Annotated in this window: 15 protein-coding genes; 10 read left to right on the forward strand and 5 right to left on the reverse strand. The window is 66.7% G+C overall.

The genetic code is table 11. From position 1 onward, the window contains the following. Nucleotides 1-77: 77 nt before the first annotated feature. Together rph and rdgB are read left to right on the forward strand one after the other, a co-directional pair. Nucleotides 78-836, forward strand: a complete 759-nt coding sequence (gene rph, locus AC1MCA_RS18005) for a ribonuclease PH (RefSeq protein ID WP_108599368.1) — start codon at nucleotides 78-80, stop codon at nucleotides 834-836. Next, nucleotides 833-1,501, forward strand: a complete 669-nt coding sequence (gene rdgB / locus AC1MCA_RS18010) for an RdgB/HAM1 family non-canonical purine NTP pyrophosphatase (protein ID WP_479799678.1) — start codon at nucleotides 833-835, stop codon at nucleotides 1,499-1,501. The genes rph and rdgB overlap by 4 nt, the downstream gene beginning before the upstream one ends. A gap of 95 nt (nucleotides 1,502-1,596) precedes the next feature. Here the strand turns inward: rdgB and AC1MCA_RS18015 are convergent, their stop codons facing one another. Next, complete coding sequence (locus AC1MCA_RS18015; RefSeq protein WP_108599370.1) at nucleotides 1,597-2,370, reverse strand: VTT domain-containing protein; 774 nt, start codon at nucleotides 2,368-2,370, stop codon at nucleotides 1,597-1,599. Nucleotides 2,371-2,511: 141 nt separating this feature from the next. Between AC1MCA_RS18015 and AC1MCA_RS18020 the strand changes: the two genes are divergently transcribed. Both AC1MCA_RS18020 and AC1MCA_RS18025 read left to right on the forward strand, forming a co-directional pair. After that, a complete protein-coding gene (locus tag AC1MCA_RS18020; RefSeq protein WP_479799679.1) occupies nucleotides 2,512-3,513 on the forward strand; it encodes a 3'-5' exonuclease in 1,002 nt (333 codons plus the stop codon). Nucleotides 3,514-3,594: 81 nt separating this feature from the next. Continuing rightward, a complete protein-coding gene (locus AC1MCA_RS18025; RefSeq protein ID WP_479799680.1) occupies nucleotides 3,595-4,113 on the forward strand; it encodes a DUF4395 domain-containing protein in 519 nt (172 codons plus the stop codon). Here AC1MCA_RS18025 and AC1MCA_RS18030 read toward each other — a convergent pair. Beyond that, a complete protein-coding gene (locus AC1MCA_RS18030) occupies nucleotides 4,100-5,173 on the reverse strand; it encodes an ADP-ribosylglycohydrolase family protein (protein ID WP_479799681.1) in 1,074 nt (357 codons plus the stop codon). The two genes, AC1MCA_RS18025 and AC1MCA_RS18030, sit on opposite strands and share 14 nt — an antisense overlap. 171 nt (nucleotides 5,174-5,344) lie before the next feature. Here AC1MCA_RS18030 and AC1MCA_RS18035 point away from each other — a divergent pair, with 171 nt between their 5' ends. The 5 genes from AC1MCA_RS18035 to AC1MCA_RS18055 all read left to right on the forward strand — a co-directional run bounded on the left by AC1MCA_RS18035 (nucleotide 5,345) and on the right by AC1MCA_RS18055 (nucleotide 12,294). Further along, a complete protein-coding gene (locus tag AC1MCA_RS18035; RefSeq protein ID WP_479799682.1) occupies nucleotides 5,345-6,307 on the forward strand; it encodes an MIP/aquaporin family protein in 963 nt (320 codons plus the stop codon). A 56-nt stretch (nucleotides 6,308-6,363) separates the two neighbouring features. Beyond that, nucleotides 6,364-7,551, forward strand: a complete 1,188-nt coding sequence (locus tag AC1MCA_RS18040; protein ID WP_479799683.1) for an exonuclease SbcCD subunit D — start codon at nucleotides 6,364-6,366, stop codon at nucleotides 7,549-7,551. Beyond that, nucleotides 7,548-10,652 carry an AAA family ATPase gene (locus tag AC1MCA_RS18045; RefSeq protein WP_479799684.1) on the forward strand — a complete coding sequence of 1,035 codons (3,105 nt, stop codon included), beginning with the start codon at nucleotides 7,548-7,550 and terminating at the stop codon, nucleotides 10,650-10,652. The genes AC1MCA_RS18040 and AC1MCA_RS18045 overlap by 4 nt, the downstream gene beginning before the upstream one ends. Nucleotides 10,653-10,817: 165 nt before the next feature. Then, nucleotides 10,818-10,994: a hypothetical protein gene (locus AC1MCA_RS18050; RefSeq protein ID WP_479803508.1), complete on the forward strand. Its 177-nt coding sequence runs from the start codon at nucleotides 10,818-10,820 to the stop codon at nucleotides 10,992-10,994. Continuing rightward, a complete protein-coding gene (locus AC1MCA_RS18055) occupies nucleotides 10,915-12,294 on the forward strand; it encodes an MFS transporter (RefSeq protein WP_479803447.1) in 1,380 nt (459 codons plus the stop codon). The genes AC1MCA_RS18050 and AC1MCA_RS18055 overlap by 80 nt, the downstream gene beginning before the upstream one ends. A 64-nt stretch (nucleotides 12,295-12,358) precedes the next feature. Here AC1MCA_RS18055 and AC1MCA_RS18060 read toward each other — a convergent pair whose 3' ends face one another. After that, on the reverse strand, nucleotides 12,359-13,087 hold the full coding sequence (locus AC1MCA_RS18060; protein ID WP_479799685.1) for an IclR family transcriptional regulator: 729 nt from the start codon (nucleotides 13,085-13,087) through the stop codon (nucleotides 12,359-12,361). Nucleotides 13,088-13,341: 254 nt separating this feature from the next. Here AC1MCA_RS18060 and AC1MCA_RS18065 point away from each other — a divergent pair, with 254 nt between their 5' ends. After that, nucleotides 13,342-14,676: an MFS transporter gene (locus tag AC1MCA_RS18065; protein ID WP_479799686.1), complete on the forward strand. Its 1,335-nt coding sequence runs from the start codon at nucleotides 13,342-13,344 to the stop codon at nucleotides 14,674-14,676. 96 nt (nucleotides 14,677-14,772) lie between these two features. Here AC1MCA_RS18065 and AC1MCA_RS18070 read toward each other — a convergent pair whose 3' ends face one another. After that, the gene (locus AC1MCA_RS18070) at nucleotides 14,773-15,420 is read right to left on the reverse strand and encodes a phosphoribosyltransferase (RefSeq protein ID WP_479799687.1); all 648 of its coding nucleotides are present in this window, start codon (nucleotides 15,418-15,420) and stop codon (nucleotides 14,773-14,775) included. A 133-nt stretch (nucleotides 15,421-15,553) separates the two neighbouring features. Further along, nucleotides 15,554-16,381: an alpha/beta fold hydrolase gene (locus AC1MCA_RS18075; protein WP_479799688.1), complete on the reverse strand. Its 828-nt coding sequence runs from the start codon at nucleotides 16,379-16,381 to the stop codon at nucleotides 15,554-15,556. Between the last annotated feature and the right edge of the window lie 16 nt (nucleotides 16,382-16,397).

Genomic DNA, 16,397 nt, shown 5'->3' on the forward strand with positions numbered 1-16,397 from the left:
ACGGTGACACGCCGCGTGCCGGGGGCGGAAGGGGCTCCGTGGCAAAGGCCCGGGCGGCGAGTCGATAAGCTAAAGGCATGACTTCAGAAGCAACAGCAGTGCCCGTAGTACGCGCCGATGGCCGCGCCCCCGATCAGCTCCGCCCCATCAGCATCACCCGGGGATGGTCAAAGCAGGCAGAGGGATCGGCCCTGATCGAGTTCGGCAACACCAGGGTCCTGTGCACCGCTTCGCTGACGGCCGGGGTGCCCCGCTGGCTCAAGGGCGAGGGCCGCGGCTGGGTAACGGCGGAGTACGCCATGCTTCCCCGCGCCACCAACACGCGCTCCGACCGCGAATCGGTCAGGGGTAAGATCGGCGGGCGCACCCACGAGATCTCCCGGCTGATCGGACGGTCGCTCCGGTCCATCATCGACACCAAGGCCCTGGGCGAAAACACTATTGTTTTGGACTGCGACGTCCTGCAGGCCGACGGCGGAACCCGCACCGCGGCCATCACCGGAGCCTACGTGGCGTTGGCTGACGCCATCCGCTTTGCGCGGGACAACAAGCTCATCGCCAAGAACGCCCAGCCGCTGGTCGACACCATCGCCGCCGTCTCGGTAGGCATCATCGACGGCGTGCCCATGCTTGACCTGCCCTATGTTGAGGACGTCCGCGCCGAGACCGACATGAACGTGGTGGTTACCGGCTCCGGCAAGTTCGTGGAGGTCCAGGGCACTGCCGAGGGCGCACCCTTTGACCGGGACGAGCTCAACCAGCTGCTGGACCTCGCTCTGCTGGGGACCACCCAGCTGGCTGCCATCCAGCGGGAAACCCTCGCTGACGCCCTGTGATCGCCGGTCCTGTGAACCCGGACGTTGAAGGCGCCGTGGCTCCGCGCCTGGTCCTGGCTACCCACAACCAGGGAAAGCTGCGTGAGCTTCGGGACCTCCTGCGCGGCCGGATCCCGGGGCTCGACGTCGATACCCAGGTAGTGGACGCCGCCGCGGCCGGTGCGCCGGACGTCGTCGAAACCGGCGTGACGTTCGCGGAGAACTCGCTGTTGAAGGCCCGTGCCGTCGCCGAGGCTACGGGTCTGGTGGCGATTGCCGACGACTCGGGGCTGGCGGTTGATGTCCTGGGCGGTGCGCCGGGAATCTTTTCCGCACGATGGGCAGGCCGCCACGGCGACGATTCCGCCAACCTGAGGCTGCTCCTGGACCAGCTCTCCGATGTGCCGGACGGCTATCGCGGGGCGGCCTTTGTGTGCGCCGCGGCCCTTGCTGTGCCGGGGGCGGACTCCGGCCGCGAAGTGGTGGAATACGGCCAGTTGGAGGGGATCCTCCTCCGGGAACCACGCGGCGAGGGCGGCTTCGGCTATGACCCCATCCTGCAGCCGGTGGGGGAGAGCCGCAGCTGCGCGGAGCTGTCCTCCGAGGAGAAGAACGCGATCAGCCACCGCGGTAAGGCCTTCCGCGCCCTGGTGCCGGCCATCGTTGCGGCTCTCGGCCGGCGGTAGCGGGGACTCCGTTGACCCGTCGAGGGATACTGCCGGTCTTCAAAACGTGAGGGGCCCTGCATTGCAGGGCCCCTCACCGTTGTACTGCCGTCCTGTCAGTCCAGGTTGGTCTTGCGCTCCTCGGCGGGAGCGTGCTCCTCAATGAATTCGTCCACGGCGTCCGTGCCGAAGGCGGCAGCCTGGCGCTTGGCCGACAAGCCGCGAAGGACCTCGACGCCGATGGGAATCACGGAGACAAGGACGATGGCGATGAAGATGATGTCCAGGTTCTCGCGCACCCACGGCACGCGGTCACCCAGGAGGTAGCCCAGGAGCGTCACGCCGCCGCCCCAGAGCACGGCCCCAATCACGTTGTAGAGGAAGAACTTCCGCTTGCTCATCTGGGCCACGCCCACAATCACCGGAACGAAGGTCCGGATGATCGGGACGAAGCGGGCCAGGATCAGGGCCTTGCCGCCGTGCTTTTCAAAGAATGCATGCGCGCTCTCAACATTTTCGCGCTTGAACAGGCGGGAGTTCGGCTTGTTGAAGATCGCCGGGCCGGCTTTGGAGCCAATGAAGTAGCCCGTCTGGTTGCCGATGATGGCTGCGATGATGATCAGCAGCGACAACAGCCAGACATTGAATTTGATGGTGTCGGTGGCCACCAGGAGCCCGGCCGTGAACAGCATCGAATCGCCGGGGAGGAAGAACCCCACGAGCAGCCCCGTCTCGGCGAAGACGATCCCGCACACCAGCAAGACCACCCAGGGGGCAAGTGCTGGATCGGCAAGGAAGATCTGGGGGTTCAGCCAGTCGGGCAGGAAGGAGGCCAGCTGCGGCTGGACCGGTCCTGCTCCACCCAGCATGGGCACGGCAAGGTCACTGATCGCAAGGAAGTTCACCTACCTAGGGTACTTGACTCATGCAGGGGTCCCCGGTGTGCAGTGAGATGCCCGCCGTGGTGATTTCGGTGACAGGGCCGCCCCGGTGACGCAGCAACCCTCCCTCCCGGCGGTAAAGTGTGGGCCGTGGGTTTGGACTTTACGGCGATCGACTTCGAGACTGCCAACGGCTTCCGTGGTTCACCGTGCGCGGTGGGCCTGACGAAAGTCCGGGGCGGACGGGTGGTGGACGAGGCGGCCTGGCTGATGCGGCCACCGTCCGGCCATGACCACTTTGAGTACCACAACGTCCGGATCCACGGCATCAGGTCCGAGGACGTGGCAGGCCGCCCGCGGTTCGGTGAGCTGTTCCCGGAGATCGGGGCCTTTATCGGCGACGACATCCTGGCCGCCCACAATGCCGCCTTTGACCTCGGCGTGATCCGGTCCGGGCTGGAGGTTTCCGGGTTACCGGGCCCCGCCTACGACTACGTCTGCACGGTGATGCTTTCGCGGCGCTGCTATTCCCTGGTCTCCAACTCCCTGCCGTTCGCCGCGGAGGAAGCCGGCGTGCCCCTGGTCAACCACCACGACGCCGCGGAGGATGCCCGTGCGTGCGCCGGCATCCTGATCGACATTGCAGCGCGGAATAACGCCAACAGCATTGCGGAACTGTATCTGTCCCTGGGCCTGGAGCTGCCCCGTCAGCACGCGTTCGATCCGGCTCGCGATAAGCTTTCCAAAGCGAGCCTGGCCGCCGTTTCGGGCGGCAGTAACGGAGCGGCGCTGGTCCGGCCGTTCCTGTCAGGCTGGCCGGAGGAGGGCGCCAACCCCGTGCCCAATCCCGACGCCGAACCGTCCCATCCGCTGTATGGCCAGACCGTTGTCTTTACCGGTGCGCTCGCCATTGGCCGGCCGGAAGCCAAAGTGCGGTCTGCTGAACTGGGTGCCCGGCCGGAAAGCCGGGTGACTGCCCGCACCACGGTGCTGGTGGTGGGCGACGGGTTTGTGGCCGCGGACCTGCGTTCCGGAAGGCTGACCGGCAAGGCGCGCCGCGTCCTGGAACTGCACGATCGCGGCCAGGCCATTGAGGTTCTCTCCGAAGGTGAGTTCCTGCAGATGGTGGGCGGCTTCGCCCCGGTACCGTGAATCCCGGCCCGGGCGGTCCTTCAGCGTTCATGCGGCGCAACAAATCTTTCCCGCGGGACAGCAGGCTCCTAGCCTTGCAGGATGAGTACCCCTAACGGCACCAGGACCACCGGAATCAACTGGTCCGCCGTGTTCGCCTTCCCGAACCCCGTCAACGAGTACGCGGCCCGGATCACCGCCGGACTGGTGGTGCTCCTTGCCGGCGCCATACTCCTGACCGGTTCCGGGTGGGGTCTGGTGCTGCTGGCTGCGGGATTCTGGCTGCGGGTGCTGTTCGGACCGCGGATTTCGCCGCTCGCCCTGCTCTCGGTCAAGGTCCTGGCGCCCCGGCTGGGCCGGACACGCCTGGTTCCCGGACCGCCCAAGCGCTTCGCCCAGGGCATGGGTACGGTGGTGTCCACCACTGCGCTGGTCCTGTTCGCCGCCGGGGCTGCCCCGGCCGCCTGGATTGTGCTGGCGGTTCTGATCGCTGCGGCATCTCTGGAGGCCTTCGCCGGTTTCTGCCTGGGCTGCGTCATCTTCGGGCAGCTGCAGCGCCGGGGCCTGATCCCCGAGGACGTCTGCGAGGCCTGCAGCAACGTCGCGCTCAGGCGGTCGTAACACCCACCAGCTGATCGGCCATGCCCCGGATGACCTCCGGCGCTTCGAGGGCCTCAAGCCATTGCGCCGGCAGGCAGTCCTCGCCGTAGAACGCGCCCAGGATATTCCCGGCAATCGACCCCGTGGAGTCGCTGTCGCCGCTGTGGTTGACGGCCAGCGCAACGGCGGCCCTGAAGTGCCCCTGCGGTGAGTCGCCGGAGCCGGCGGTGGCCAGGACGGCGTAAAGCCCGACGGCGAACGCTTCCTCGGCCACCCAGCCCTCGCCCAATTGCCGCACGAGTTCCTCCGGTGTGAGGACAGCGGACCCGGCCAACCGGAGCGCGGCTTCCAGCCGCTCCGGCAGTTCAGCTGCCACATCCTTCAGCCCGCGGACCTGCTCGAGAACTGCCTCCGCAGCAACCTCCAGGCTGTCGCCGGATACCAGGCGGTGGATCAGCAGGCTGAAGCCTGCGGCACTTTGCCGTGCGGACGGATGGCCGTGCGTCAGGGAGGCGGCATCGGCACTGAACTTCCAGACGGCGTCGGCCGTTATGTGGGGAATCAGGCCGAACGGAGCCGAGCGCATCACTGTTCCACAGCCCTTCGAGTCCGGGTTGACCGGCCGGAAGACTGTTCCCATCTCCCCGCCCGTCAGCCCGGAGAGGCATGCGTTTCCGGGCGCACGGCGGTGCCTGAGGACCTCGTGGCTGTCGATCCACCGCGGCGGGGGCGCCGGGGCCGCCGGGTGTGCAGGCTCGCCCTGGGTATCCAGCCAGCGGAGGTAGGCCAGCCACAGGCAGGCGTTGACGTCCGCTCCCACCCCGTCATTGGCCCACTCGAGTGCCTCCACCAATCCGTCAACGGTGTACAGCGTCATCTGGGTGTCGTCCGAGAAGTGACTGGCGCCGTCGAGCGCTGTCAGGTCAGCCAATCCGTCAGGTCCGAAACGGCGCCGGATAGCCTCGATCGAGTCGAATTCCACGGCGTAACCCAACGAGTCCCCCAGGGCGCCGCCCAGGAGGCAGCCATGGATGCGGGACTTCAGCGAGGGCGCCGCGACGGCGCCTTGATCGATGCTCATGACAGCAAATTTACCGTGGTGGCAGGGCTGCCGGGCGCCGGACGCTAAGCTCGGACTCAGCCAATGTCCAGAATTCCTTGGCAGAATGCAATGGCCCCCACGAATTTCCGCGGCCCGGCGTGTTCGCACCCCGCCGCAGTGACACCCGCTTTGATAAGGACTGCCCCCGCCATGACCATGCCCTTGCCCGTCCACCATGATCCCGCTCCGGCGCCAGCAGCAGGCAACCCCGCCGGCGTCCGCCATGGTCTGGCAGCCAGGCTCTCTGCGGAAGCCTTTGGCAGCCTGTTCCTCGTGGTTGCAGGACTGGGTGTGCCGCTGTTCTCCATCCCGCAGTCCAGCCCGCTGCCCGCGGCGCTCGCCGCAGGCCTGGCCGTGACCGCGGCGATGCTGGCCGTGGGCTACGTATCCGGCGGACACTTCAACCCCGCCGTGACAGTGGGCCACGCGGTTGCCGGGCGGATCCGCCTTGCCGACGCGGCAGCCTACATCGGCGCACAGCTGGTGGGCGGCCTCCTGGGTGCACTGGCGCTCTTCGGCGTTCTCCGGACCCTGCCGGGCATCCAGGACAGCAGGACCGCGTTTGATACCGTCACCGCCGGTTTCGGCGAGCACTCGATCATCCAGGCACCCCTCGCCGCGGTGCTCCTGCTGGAAGTTCTTGGCGCCGCCATCCTGGTTGCCGTGTTCCTCGGCACCACCAATGACAAAAACAACAACAAAGCGTCGGCGGCCGTTGCCGTGGGCCTTGCTTTCGCCGTCCTGCTCCAGCTAGGCCTGTCAGTGGGCAACGCCCCCTTCAACCCGGCCCGCGCCACCGCCTCCGCCGTGTTCAGCTCCAGCTGGTCCCTCGAGCAGCTGTGGGTCTTCTGGGTTGCCCCGTTGGTGGGCGCTGCCATTGCGGGCCTGGTCTTCCGCGGCTTCGCCGAACCGGCCGCAGCGTCAAGCGCCGTTGTTGAGGACGCCGGGTTGAACGCCGGTGAAACTGCCGACGACGCCGCGGACGCTGAGTCTCCGGAGGTCCGGGAGTCCGCCGCACCCGCCGCTGCTCCTGCCGCCGCTGCCGTGGTCACCTCGGGGAAGCCGGACAACCGCGACGAGGCACGTGAATTCTTCGACGGGAAGCGCGGCTAGGACGGTCCGCTGCGGCGGTTGCCGAAACTGTCAGTGGCAGCCGATAGCGTAGGAATATGCGGTTATTGCACACATCGGACTGGCACTTGGGCCGGTCCTTCCACGGCGTCGGGATGCTGGACGCCCAGCGGGACTTCGTCGATCAGCTCGTCAGCTCCGTCTCCGTACACCAGGTCGACGTCGTCCTGATTGCCGGTGACGTCTATGACCGCGCCCTGCCGGGCGTCGACGTCGTGGGGTTGCTTGACGAGGCCCTGGTCAGGCTGACCGCTGCAGGCGCCCAGGTGGTGCTGACCAGCGGCAACCACGACTCCGCCATCCGGCTGGGATTCGCCTCCCGGCTCCTGGAACGGGGCGGCGTGCATCTGCGGACCAGGCTGGCGGACCTGGATAAACCCATCATCCTGCCCCTCGAACCCGGTGCCGGCGATCAGGGGGCGAACGGTGCGGTCCTGGCCATCTACGGGATTCCCTGGCTGGAACCGCGTCTGGTGGCTGAACAGCTGGGGGTGGAGCCTGCAAGCCATTTCGAGGTAACGCGCGCCGCCACCGATCGCATCCGAACGGACCTCGCAGAGCGCAAGAATGCTGGAGCGGTCCACTCCGTGGTGCTGGCCCATACCTTTGCCAGCGGCGGAATCAGCTCTGACAGCGAGCGTGATCTCAGTATCGGCGGAGTAGGGGCCGTGCCCTTGGATCTCTTCGACGGCTTCAGCTATACCGCGTTGGGACACCTCCATGGGCGGCAAACCCTTTCGCCCGCCGTCAGGTATTCGGGCTCACCGCTGGCTTACTCGTTCTCAGAAGCCAAGCACACCAAGGGAAGCTGGCTGATCGACGTCGGCCCGGACGGCGTCAACGGTGTCTCGGAACTGACATGGGAGCCGCCCCGTAAGCTGGCCGTGCTTCGGGGCTGCATTGCGGAATTGCTGGAGTCCGGCGAGCATGCGTGGGCTGAAGGCGCGTACTGCCAGATAACACTGACGGATGCACAAAGGCCACAGCAGGCCATGGAACGGCTCCGCGCACGTTTCCCGGACACCCTGGTCCTCGGTTTCGATCCCCAGGGAGGCGCCGGCAAGGCTGCGGCAAGCTACATCAGCAGGCTCGCCGAAGCCCAGGACGATCTGTCCGTTTGCTGCGGCTTCCTGGATCACGTCCGCGGCCGGGACGCTGATGACGCCGAACGGGCGGCGCTAGCTGCTGCCCTGGACAACGTGCGGCTCCGGGAGGCATCGCTGTGAGAATCCACCGCCTGAAAATCTCGGCGTTTGGACCCTTTGCCGGCACGGAGGAAATCGACTTCGACAGGTTGAGCGCCCACGGGCTTTTCCTCCTGAACGGCCCCACCGGAGCCGGCAAGACCAGCGTTCTTGATGCCGTCTGCTTTGCCCTGTACGGATCGGTTCCGGGTGCACGCCAGGAAGGCAAGCGGCTCCGCAGCGATCATGCTGAGCCTGCACTGGAACCAGCGGTCACGTGTGAGTTCTCGGCCCAGGGGCGCCATTTTGAGGTCACCAGGTCCCCGTCGTGGGAGAAGCCAAGCGCCCGGGGCAAGAACGGTTTCACCACCCAACAGGCCAAAACCCTTCTCCGGGAGCGGATCGGCGGGGCCTGGACAGAGAAGTCGGGACGCAACGACGAAGCGGGCGCTGAGATCACTGCCCTGCTGGGCATGGACCGCGAGCAGTTCACGCGCGTGGTGATGCTCCCGCAGGGCGACTTCGCGGCGTTCCTGAGGTCCAAGGCCACGGACCGCCTGGAACTGCTGCAGAAACTCTTCGGTACCCAGCGGTTCGAGGCGTTGGAGCAGGAACTGTCGGCACTGTCCCAGGCCGCCCGGAACGATGTGTCACGGCTGAATGCGGAGCTTGAGCTGCTGTCCGCGCGCGCTGAAGCGGACGCCTCACCATTGGCCCTCGAGGATTCCGGGGTGGGTGGCCAGGCGGACCCTGCCGGCCGGATCGCATGGCTGCAGGCAGAGGCAGCACGCAACACAGCCGAACTCTCCTCAGCCGCGGTGGCCGCGGCGGCGGCGCGCAGGCTTGCATCAGGCCGGTTCGAAACCGAAGTTGCGCGGCGGGAAAGACGCCGCCGGCTGGCAGCCGCCCAGGCCCGCAAGGCAGCTGCTGAGATCGCTGCGCCAACTCTTGAGCTGCAGGCCGCCCGGCTTGAACAGCACCGCCGCGCCGAGGTGCTCCGGGGGCAGTTGCAGGCCGTCGAGGCGAGCGGGAACCAAGTGCTGCATGCGGCAGGGGCCATGGAATCGGCGCTTACCCTGCTGCGGATGGCTGTGGAGGAAGAACCCGAACTCGAACAGCTGGACCTGGGCGCGTTGGACGCTGACCGGTTGGGTGGAGCCATGACTGATGACGGTCCGGGCGTCATCGGGTCCCTTGACATTGCCGGTGAGCTCAGCCGGCTCCGGTCGCTGCTTGCCGTGGTCGAAGCCAGGCTGCCGGACGAGGACCGCCTCGCGGAGCTTGCCGCGCGGCGCCGTTCCCTGGTCACCAAGCAGCAGGAACTCTTACAATCGGAGCGCGAACGCGGCGATCTCCTGGAAAGCCTGCGCTCGGAGCTCTCAGGGCTGGCTGCCGGGCTTTTGCCTTTGGAGGAGCTGGCCTCGGCCGCGACGCTCCACGCCAAGGAAGCAGACGCCGCTGATGAACTTGTTGAGGTTGTCCGCCGGTACCGGGCCGCCCTGGCGTCCCAGGAGGTGGCAGCCGGCCGCCACTCCGCGGCCCGGGAAATCCATCTGGAAAAGAAGCTCCGCTGGCTCGATCTCCGGGAGGAAAGACTCGCCAATGCCGCGGCGGAACTCGCCGCCCAGCTGGTTGAGGGGGAGCCCTGCCCCGTCTGCGGCAGCGAGGAACACCCGGCTCCTGCCGAAGCGGCCGCCTCCGCGCTGGGGCTCGGCCAGGCCGAGGAAACGGCCCAGCAGGACCACGAAGCGGCAGAGACGAAGCTCTTGGCGCTGGCCACTGCGCTTGGTGACGCCAACCAGCAGGTGGCCGTCCTGGCCGGCCAAGGAGGGGCCACCCCCGAAGAAGAAGCGCTGAAGGCCGCTGATGCTGCCCGCGGCGCCGCCCGGGCAGCACAAAGTGCAGTAAACAGTCTGGCTGACATCCGGAAAAAGATCGAGGCAAAAGAGGCCGGGATTACCTCGCTGGAGTCCCAGGCCCACGTCGCGGCGTCAGAACTTGCCCGGGTAACCGCTGCCATAGCGGAGGTTTCGGATCAGCTTTCGTCACTGGAGGAAGCACTCGCCGGCCTGCGGGGCGGGCACCGCAGCCTCGCCCTGAGGCTGCGGTCCCTGCAGAATGCCGCTGCCACCCTGGAGAAGACCCTGACGGCCCAGGCGCAACTGGACAAAGCTGAGGCCCGGGCCCGTGAAGCCCGCAGCCAGCTGGAGAATGCGCTGCCGGAGGCGGGCTTTGGCTCGGCCGCGGATGCCCTCGCGCAGCTGCTTGCGGACACTGAGGCTGCTGCCCTGCGTGCTGAACTTCGTGCCGGGCAGGATGAGCAGGCCCGGATTGCTGAGCTCTTCGCCTCCGAAGAACTGGTGCTGGCGCAGCAGGAAGCTCTGGCGGATCCGGCGGTGGATGAGGCTGAGGACGTCGCCAGGGAAGCGGAGCTGAAGGCCGCCGCTGACCAGGCCGCGCAGGAAGCCCGGGCCGCTGACCTCGCCGCAGCCTTGGCCTCGCGCTGTGTTGAATCGCTGGCCACCATACGCAAGGAGTATGAACGGCTCGCCGGAACCGGGCGGGGGCCCAGGGAACACGCCCAGCTGCTGACCGCGCTGGCGGACACCGCGGCAGGCCGCGGAGAGAACACCTACCGCATGAGCCTGAACAGCTACGTCCTGGCGGCACGGCTGGAACAGGTAGCTCTGGCGGCTTCGGAACGCCTTGTTGCCATGAGCGATGGACGTTACCTGCTGCAGCATTCCGATGCCAGGGCCGCACGCGGAGCGAAGTCCGGGCTGGGCCTGGAGGTGGTGGACCAATGGACCGGGCACCGGCGGGATACTTCGACCCTCTCCGGCGGCGAATCCTTCATGGCGTCCCTCTCCCTGGCGCTGGGACTGGCCGATGTTGTCCAGCAGGAGGCCGGCGGAATCCAGATCGAGACGCTCTTTGTGGACGAAGGCTTCGGCAGCCTGGATGAACAATCCCTGGAGCAGGTGATGGACGCCCTTGAAGGGCTCCGTGACGGCGGGCGGGTGGTGGGCCTCGTCAGCCACGTCGGCGAGATGAAGCAGCGTATCGGCACCCAGCTCCAGGTCCTCAAGGGACGCAACGGCTCCACCCTCAGGATCTCCGACGCCGGGGAAACCCTCGTCTGACGGACGGTCCCGTTCCGCCCAGGACTGAAGATCGGCCATGGGGGAGACCGCACAGCGCGGGCGGTAGAAGGGCAGTTCGTGCAGCGGCACGTCCAGGCAAGGCAACAGTCAGTGTCCGGATAGAATTGGATGGTTACCGGGTTACGCGCATCGGGAGGAGGGACGATGCGCACTACTGAACGGGCCCGGAAACTTGAATCCTCCTTTAGTGTCACTGAACCCTGCCTCGGACGCTATGTCTTCCACGGCAGCTCCCTCTGCCATGCCAGCGCCCTCCTCCACGGCAGCTTCTTCTTCCCGTGGAGTTCCACCGCAGCCGGCGGCGCATCCGTCACTGCATGAAGCCGCACCGTCGCACCACGAACCTCTGCGGTCCCGGCCCAAAGGGCGCTTCGCCAGCCTTCCACAACTGGCTGGACGCAGCTTCATTCCGCTGGGCCTGTTCGCCCGCTTGCCGCTTGCCATGCTTACCGTTGGCGCGCTGACCCTTGTCACATCGACGACGGGTTCCTACGCCGCAGGCGGGACTGCCGCCGGTGCGGTCGGCATCGGCTCGGCGCTTGGAGCGCCGGTCTTCGGCGCGATCGCTGACCGATGGGGGCAGCGCCCTGTCCTCCTGGTTGCAGCCGCCCTCAACCCAGCATTTGTCCTGGCGTTGATCGGCGCTGCCTGGGCTGCACCAGTGGCCGGTCCGTTTCCGGCGGCGGTCATCGCCGCGGCTTTTCTGGCAGGCGCCAGCTGCCCGCAGGTAGGTCCGCTTGCCAGGGTCCGCTGGATGGCACTCACCTCTCCCGGGAAAGGCGGGACCGGGGGCAGGGACCTCGACACTGCCATGTCGTATGAGAGTACGGCCGATGAGCTCACCTTTGTGCTGGGACCGGCCCTCGTGGGAATCCTCGCCAGCATGGTGGCTCCCTGGTTGCCGCTGGCACTGGCTGCGGTACTGACCCTTACGCTGGTGCCCGCTTTTGCAGTTCACCCCACGCACCAGGCAGTTCCCCTGACCGGTGCTGCTTCACGCCGACAGGCAGCCAGGGCCGTCACCGGTGTGCCGGGGGCAGCCGGTCGTCCCGGCCCCGTCAGGGTTCCGGCCGCCGTGGCGCTCCCTGTCCTGGCCATGGTTGCCATGGGCACCTTCTTCGGCTCCACCCAGACGGCGCTGAGCTCATTTTCGGCAGGCTTTGCCACCGCCGAGATCGCTGGACTGCTGTATGCAGTGATGGGGCTCAGTTCCGCGGCGGCCGCTTTGTCTGTGGCCTACTGGTCCCGGCGGTTCACGCCAGGCCCGCGGCTGCTGGGCAGTGCCGGCCTGATGACTGCCCTTGCGGTGCTGCTTCCGGTGCCGGAATCGATGACCGGCATGGTCGCCGTTCTGCTGGTCCTGGGACTGCCGGTGGGACCCGCGATGGTCACCATCTTTGGCATCGGGGGGTTGCTGTCACCGGCGGAAAAGCTGGGGACGGTCATGACAGCCCTGGCCAGCGGGATCGTGGCGGGCACCGCCCTGGGATCGGCCCTGGGCGGCCAGCTTGCCCAGGCGCACGGCTACCAGGCTGCCTTTGTGGTCCCTGCTGCCGCCGCCGGTGCGTTGACGGTGTCTGGCCTGGTGGCCGTGGTCATTTTGCGGCGACGCAACGACTAAAGGAGTCCCCCGGGGAAAATCCCGGTACGGAACTGCGCCCCAGCAGCTCGGGGGCGGGGAGCCTTCAGCCCAGCTGGGCTTCGATCCGGCCGGCACTGGCCATCAGTGAAGCGGCGACTTCCTCCGGGTCCTGGCTGGTCCGGATGTACACAACGGCGAGGGCGGCGGGCCTGCCGCCGGGAACCCGGACAGGAACGGCTACCGAGGAGACCCCCGCAATCACCTCATCGTGGCTTGCGGCGTAGCCGCGGCTACGGGCTGCCGCAGCCTCTGGCCGGTACGGGATGCCCGGGGCCGCTTGATGCCAATCAGCCTCTGAATACGCTGACTGGATGGCAATGCCGGGGGCGCCGGAGCTGATCGCATGCCGGGAACCCGGGTGCTGGACGATGCCGGTGCCAGTGTGCCGCGGGTCCACGGTGACCAAGGTGACGCAGTCATCGCGGTCCCAGACGGCCACGAACGTGCTCATGGTCAGGGCATTGGCGAGCTGCGTCAGCTCCGGGAGCGCGGCTGTCTGCAGGCTGCGCGAAACGCCCCTCGCCAGGACAGCGAGCCCCGGCCCTGGCTGGACTTTGCCGGCGTCATCGCGCACCAGCAGGGAATGGTCTTCCAGGGTCCGCAGAATCCGGTAGGCCACAGAGCGGTGAACCCCCATGGCGTCGGCCAGTTCGGCAATGGTCAAGGGGTTTTGAGCGGCTGCCAGAATCTCCAGTGCCCGGATGCCGCGCGAAAGGGTCTGGGAGGGGGAAGCCGGTGCCTGCCCAGCGGAGGCCTCGGCGGTGGGAGTCATGGTTTCCATCCTAGGTGGCGGCACTGCGGAGGTCTTGAGCCGGTGTTGAATCTTAGGCTGAGACGGTGTCCTTATTGCGAATGATCAGTCCAAATATAGAACTAATTTCCGCCCCAACGAAAGAAAATGGTGCGTTTCGTCACACGCTCGGGTACTCTCGTACTAACTGACCGTTCGATCAGTAAATGCTTGGCCTGAATTCACCATCGGCAGCCGCGTACCCAACCGGCGCTGCCCCCAGCCACGGAGTTCCAATGACCGCAACTTCACACGTCGATTCAGAGACCGGCCCCAGCAGTAAGCATGAGGAACGCAAAGTCCTTGCTGGGACGCTGGTCGGCACCACCATCGAGTGGTACGACTTCTTCATCTTTGCCCAGCTGACGGGAACGTTGCTTTCCCCGCTTTTCCTCACGCCCCTTGAAGAGTCAAATCCGGGCCTGGCACGGATCCTCTCCTTCGCGCTCATCGGCATCAGCTTCCTGTTCCGTCCGCTCGGTGCCGTTATCGCCGGCCATCTGGGCGACCGGCTGGGTCGCAAGGCCATGCTGGTCTTCACCCTCGTCATGATGGGCGCCGCTACGGCTCTGATCGGCATGCTCCCGACGTATGCCCAGATCGGCGTCTGGGCCCCGGTCCTGCTGATCCTGCTGCGCATCATCCAGGGCTTCTCGGCCGGCGGTGAATGGGGCGGCGCGGCCCTGATGGCCGTCGAGCACGCTCCCCGGAGCAAGCGGGGCCTCTTTGGCGCCTACCCGCAGATCGGCGTTCCCGTTGGCATGATCCTGGCCACGGGCCTGTTGTACTTCCTCAACACCGGCATGTCCAAGGAAGACTTCGGCGCCTGGGGCTGGCGCGTGCCGTTCCTGCTTTCCATCGTGCTGATCGTGGTGGGCTACCTGATCCGCCGGGCCGTGGCCGAGAGCCCGGTCTTCAAGGAAATGATCGAGCGCAAGGAGAAGGCCAAAGCACCGCTTGGACAGCTGATCAAGTTCCACAAGAAGGCCGTGCTGTACTCCACCATGATCTTCATCGGCAACAACGCGGCCGGCTACCTGCTGATCGCATTCTTCATCGCGTACGCCACCAGGACGCTGAAGATGCCGGTCGCCGAGGTCCTGCTGGCAACCACCCTTGCGTCCTTCGGCTGGTTGATCTTCACGCTCGTGGGGGGCTGGCTCTCCGACAAGATCGGCCGGGTCAAGACGTTCCTGATCGGGTATGGCATCGTGTTCGCTTGGATGATCCCGATGTTTGCCCTGATCGACACCAAGAACATCATGCTCTACGGCCTGGCGCTTTTTGTCCTGACCATCGGCCTCGGGCTGTCCTACGGCCCGATGTCCGCCATGTATGCCGAGATGTTCCCGGCCAACGTCCGCTACTCAGGCATTTCCATCGGCTACGCGTTCGGTGCCATCCTGGGCGGCGCATTCGCAGCCAGCATCGCGGAGACGCTGATGCAGGCCACCAAGTGGACCGGATCCATCGGCATCTACATCATGGTTCTGTGCGTTATTTCCGCAGTCGGCGTGCTCCTGGCCGGGGAAACCAAGGGCCGTCCGCTCGGCGTGAGCAGCCACCACTAGAAGCTTCCGTCATCGAACGGCGGGTCCTGGCCATCCGGCCGGTGCCCGCCGTTCCTGCATCTGGTGGAGCTGAGCTGAGCCGAACCGGCAGCCTGGCTACCCGTTCAGGTAGGTGATGGCATCCTCATCCGTCAGCTGTTCAAAGTGCCGGTAGAAGCTGCCCACGGCGCGGAACTTGCCGGGCAGGTGAAGGCACAGCACCGCATCGCAGACCTTCGAAACGGCCTCCTCGGCCTCCACCGAACCCACCGGGGCAGCTGCCACCACTTTGGCCGCGCCGGCGGACCGTGCCGCCTCCACAGCCGCGCGCATGGTGGCTCCCGTTGCCAGGCCGTCGTCGACCAGCAGGACGGTCTTGCCCGAGAGGTCGTGGCGGATCCCAGGATAGGTTCCGGCCCGGCGGAGCAGTTCGGCCCGTTCCCGTTGCTCGACTTCGTTCAGCCATTCCTGCCGGACGCCATGATCCAGAACGCGGGCTATCAGGGGGCGGTTGAGTACGCGTACTATCCGGCCGCCGGCCCACGCGAGTGCGCCGTAGGCCGTTTCGTCATGGCCGGGAATGCCGAGCTTGCGGACCAGGACAGCGCCGAGGGGCAGATAGAGGGCTTTGGCAGCCGCAGCCGCAACAGGGATTCCGCCGCGGGCAAGGCCCAGGACAACGGTGTCGGGACGTTCGCGGAACTGCGTCAGCACAGCCGCGAGTTGTTCGCCGGCATCAGTGCGGTCCTCAAAACGCGTGCTCATTGCTGCCTTTCAGGCTCTTTTTGCCCCCGCTTCCAGACTACCGTCCGGCGGCGCGGCGGCGGAGAGGGAATTACCCGGCCGACGGGGCGGGCGGGTGACTGTGACAGAGGGCAGATGGAACCCGGCTCAGGCGTCAGACTGCCAGGAAGGCGATGGCACCCTGTTTGAAAGCGCGGCTGGTGATGGCGTTGGTGTGGTTCCGCCCGGCCAGCACCAGCTGTTCTGCCATGGAGCCGGCCTTGATCCCCAGTTCGGCCAGCCGGGGCATGGTGGCTGCGCGCTCGTCCTTATCGCCCGCCACCAGGAGCATCGGCATATGGGGCACAGCCTCGGCAGGGTCGAAGGGTTCGTCCTTAATGGCCTCGACCAGTGAAAGCAGCGCGAAGATGTTGTTGCTCGGCATAAGCATGGCCATCTTCAGCAGCCCTGCTGTTGATTCGTCGGCGATGGGGGTCCCGTCGGCGAGGTAGCGCTGCGCCGCCACGAGATCGAAGGCGGCCAGCGGATCACTGATGTTCGGCCCACCCAGGACCAGGCGATGAACAATTTCCGGCTGCGTGGCGCCGAACTCCCAGCCGAGGCGGGCACCCAGCGAATATCCCACCACATCCACCCCGCTGGAAGGGTCACCGTTGTGCAAGGGCCGCACGCCGGCGTCGAACGCTATCTGGAGTAGGTCTGCCCGGATCCGGCTGGGGGAGTAGGAATCGCGGTCTTCGGGTGCGCCGCTGCGGCCATGCCCGGGGAGATCGACGGTGATGACCCGCCGGCCGGCGTCGAGGAGCGCTGCAACCCACCCGGTGTCCTCCCAGTTCAGCTTGCCGGAGGACGAGAACCCGTGCAGCAGCAGGACGGGACGGAGCCCTGCATCGGAGGCGGGTTCGTGCACCTGGACGAACAGCTGGGGATCTGTCCCTTCCACTGTGTGGGAGTGCATCTCGCCGGTGTGCCTGCCGCTCATGGTGTCTGTCCTCATC

The organism is Arthrobacter sp. BK1 (genome assembly GCF_056680055.1).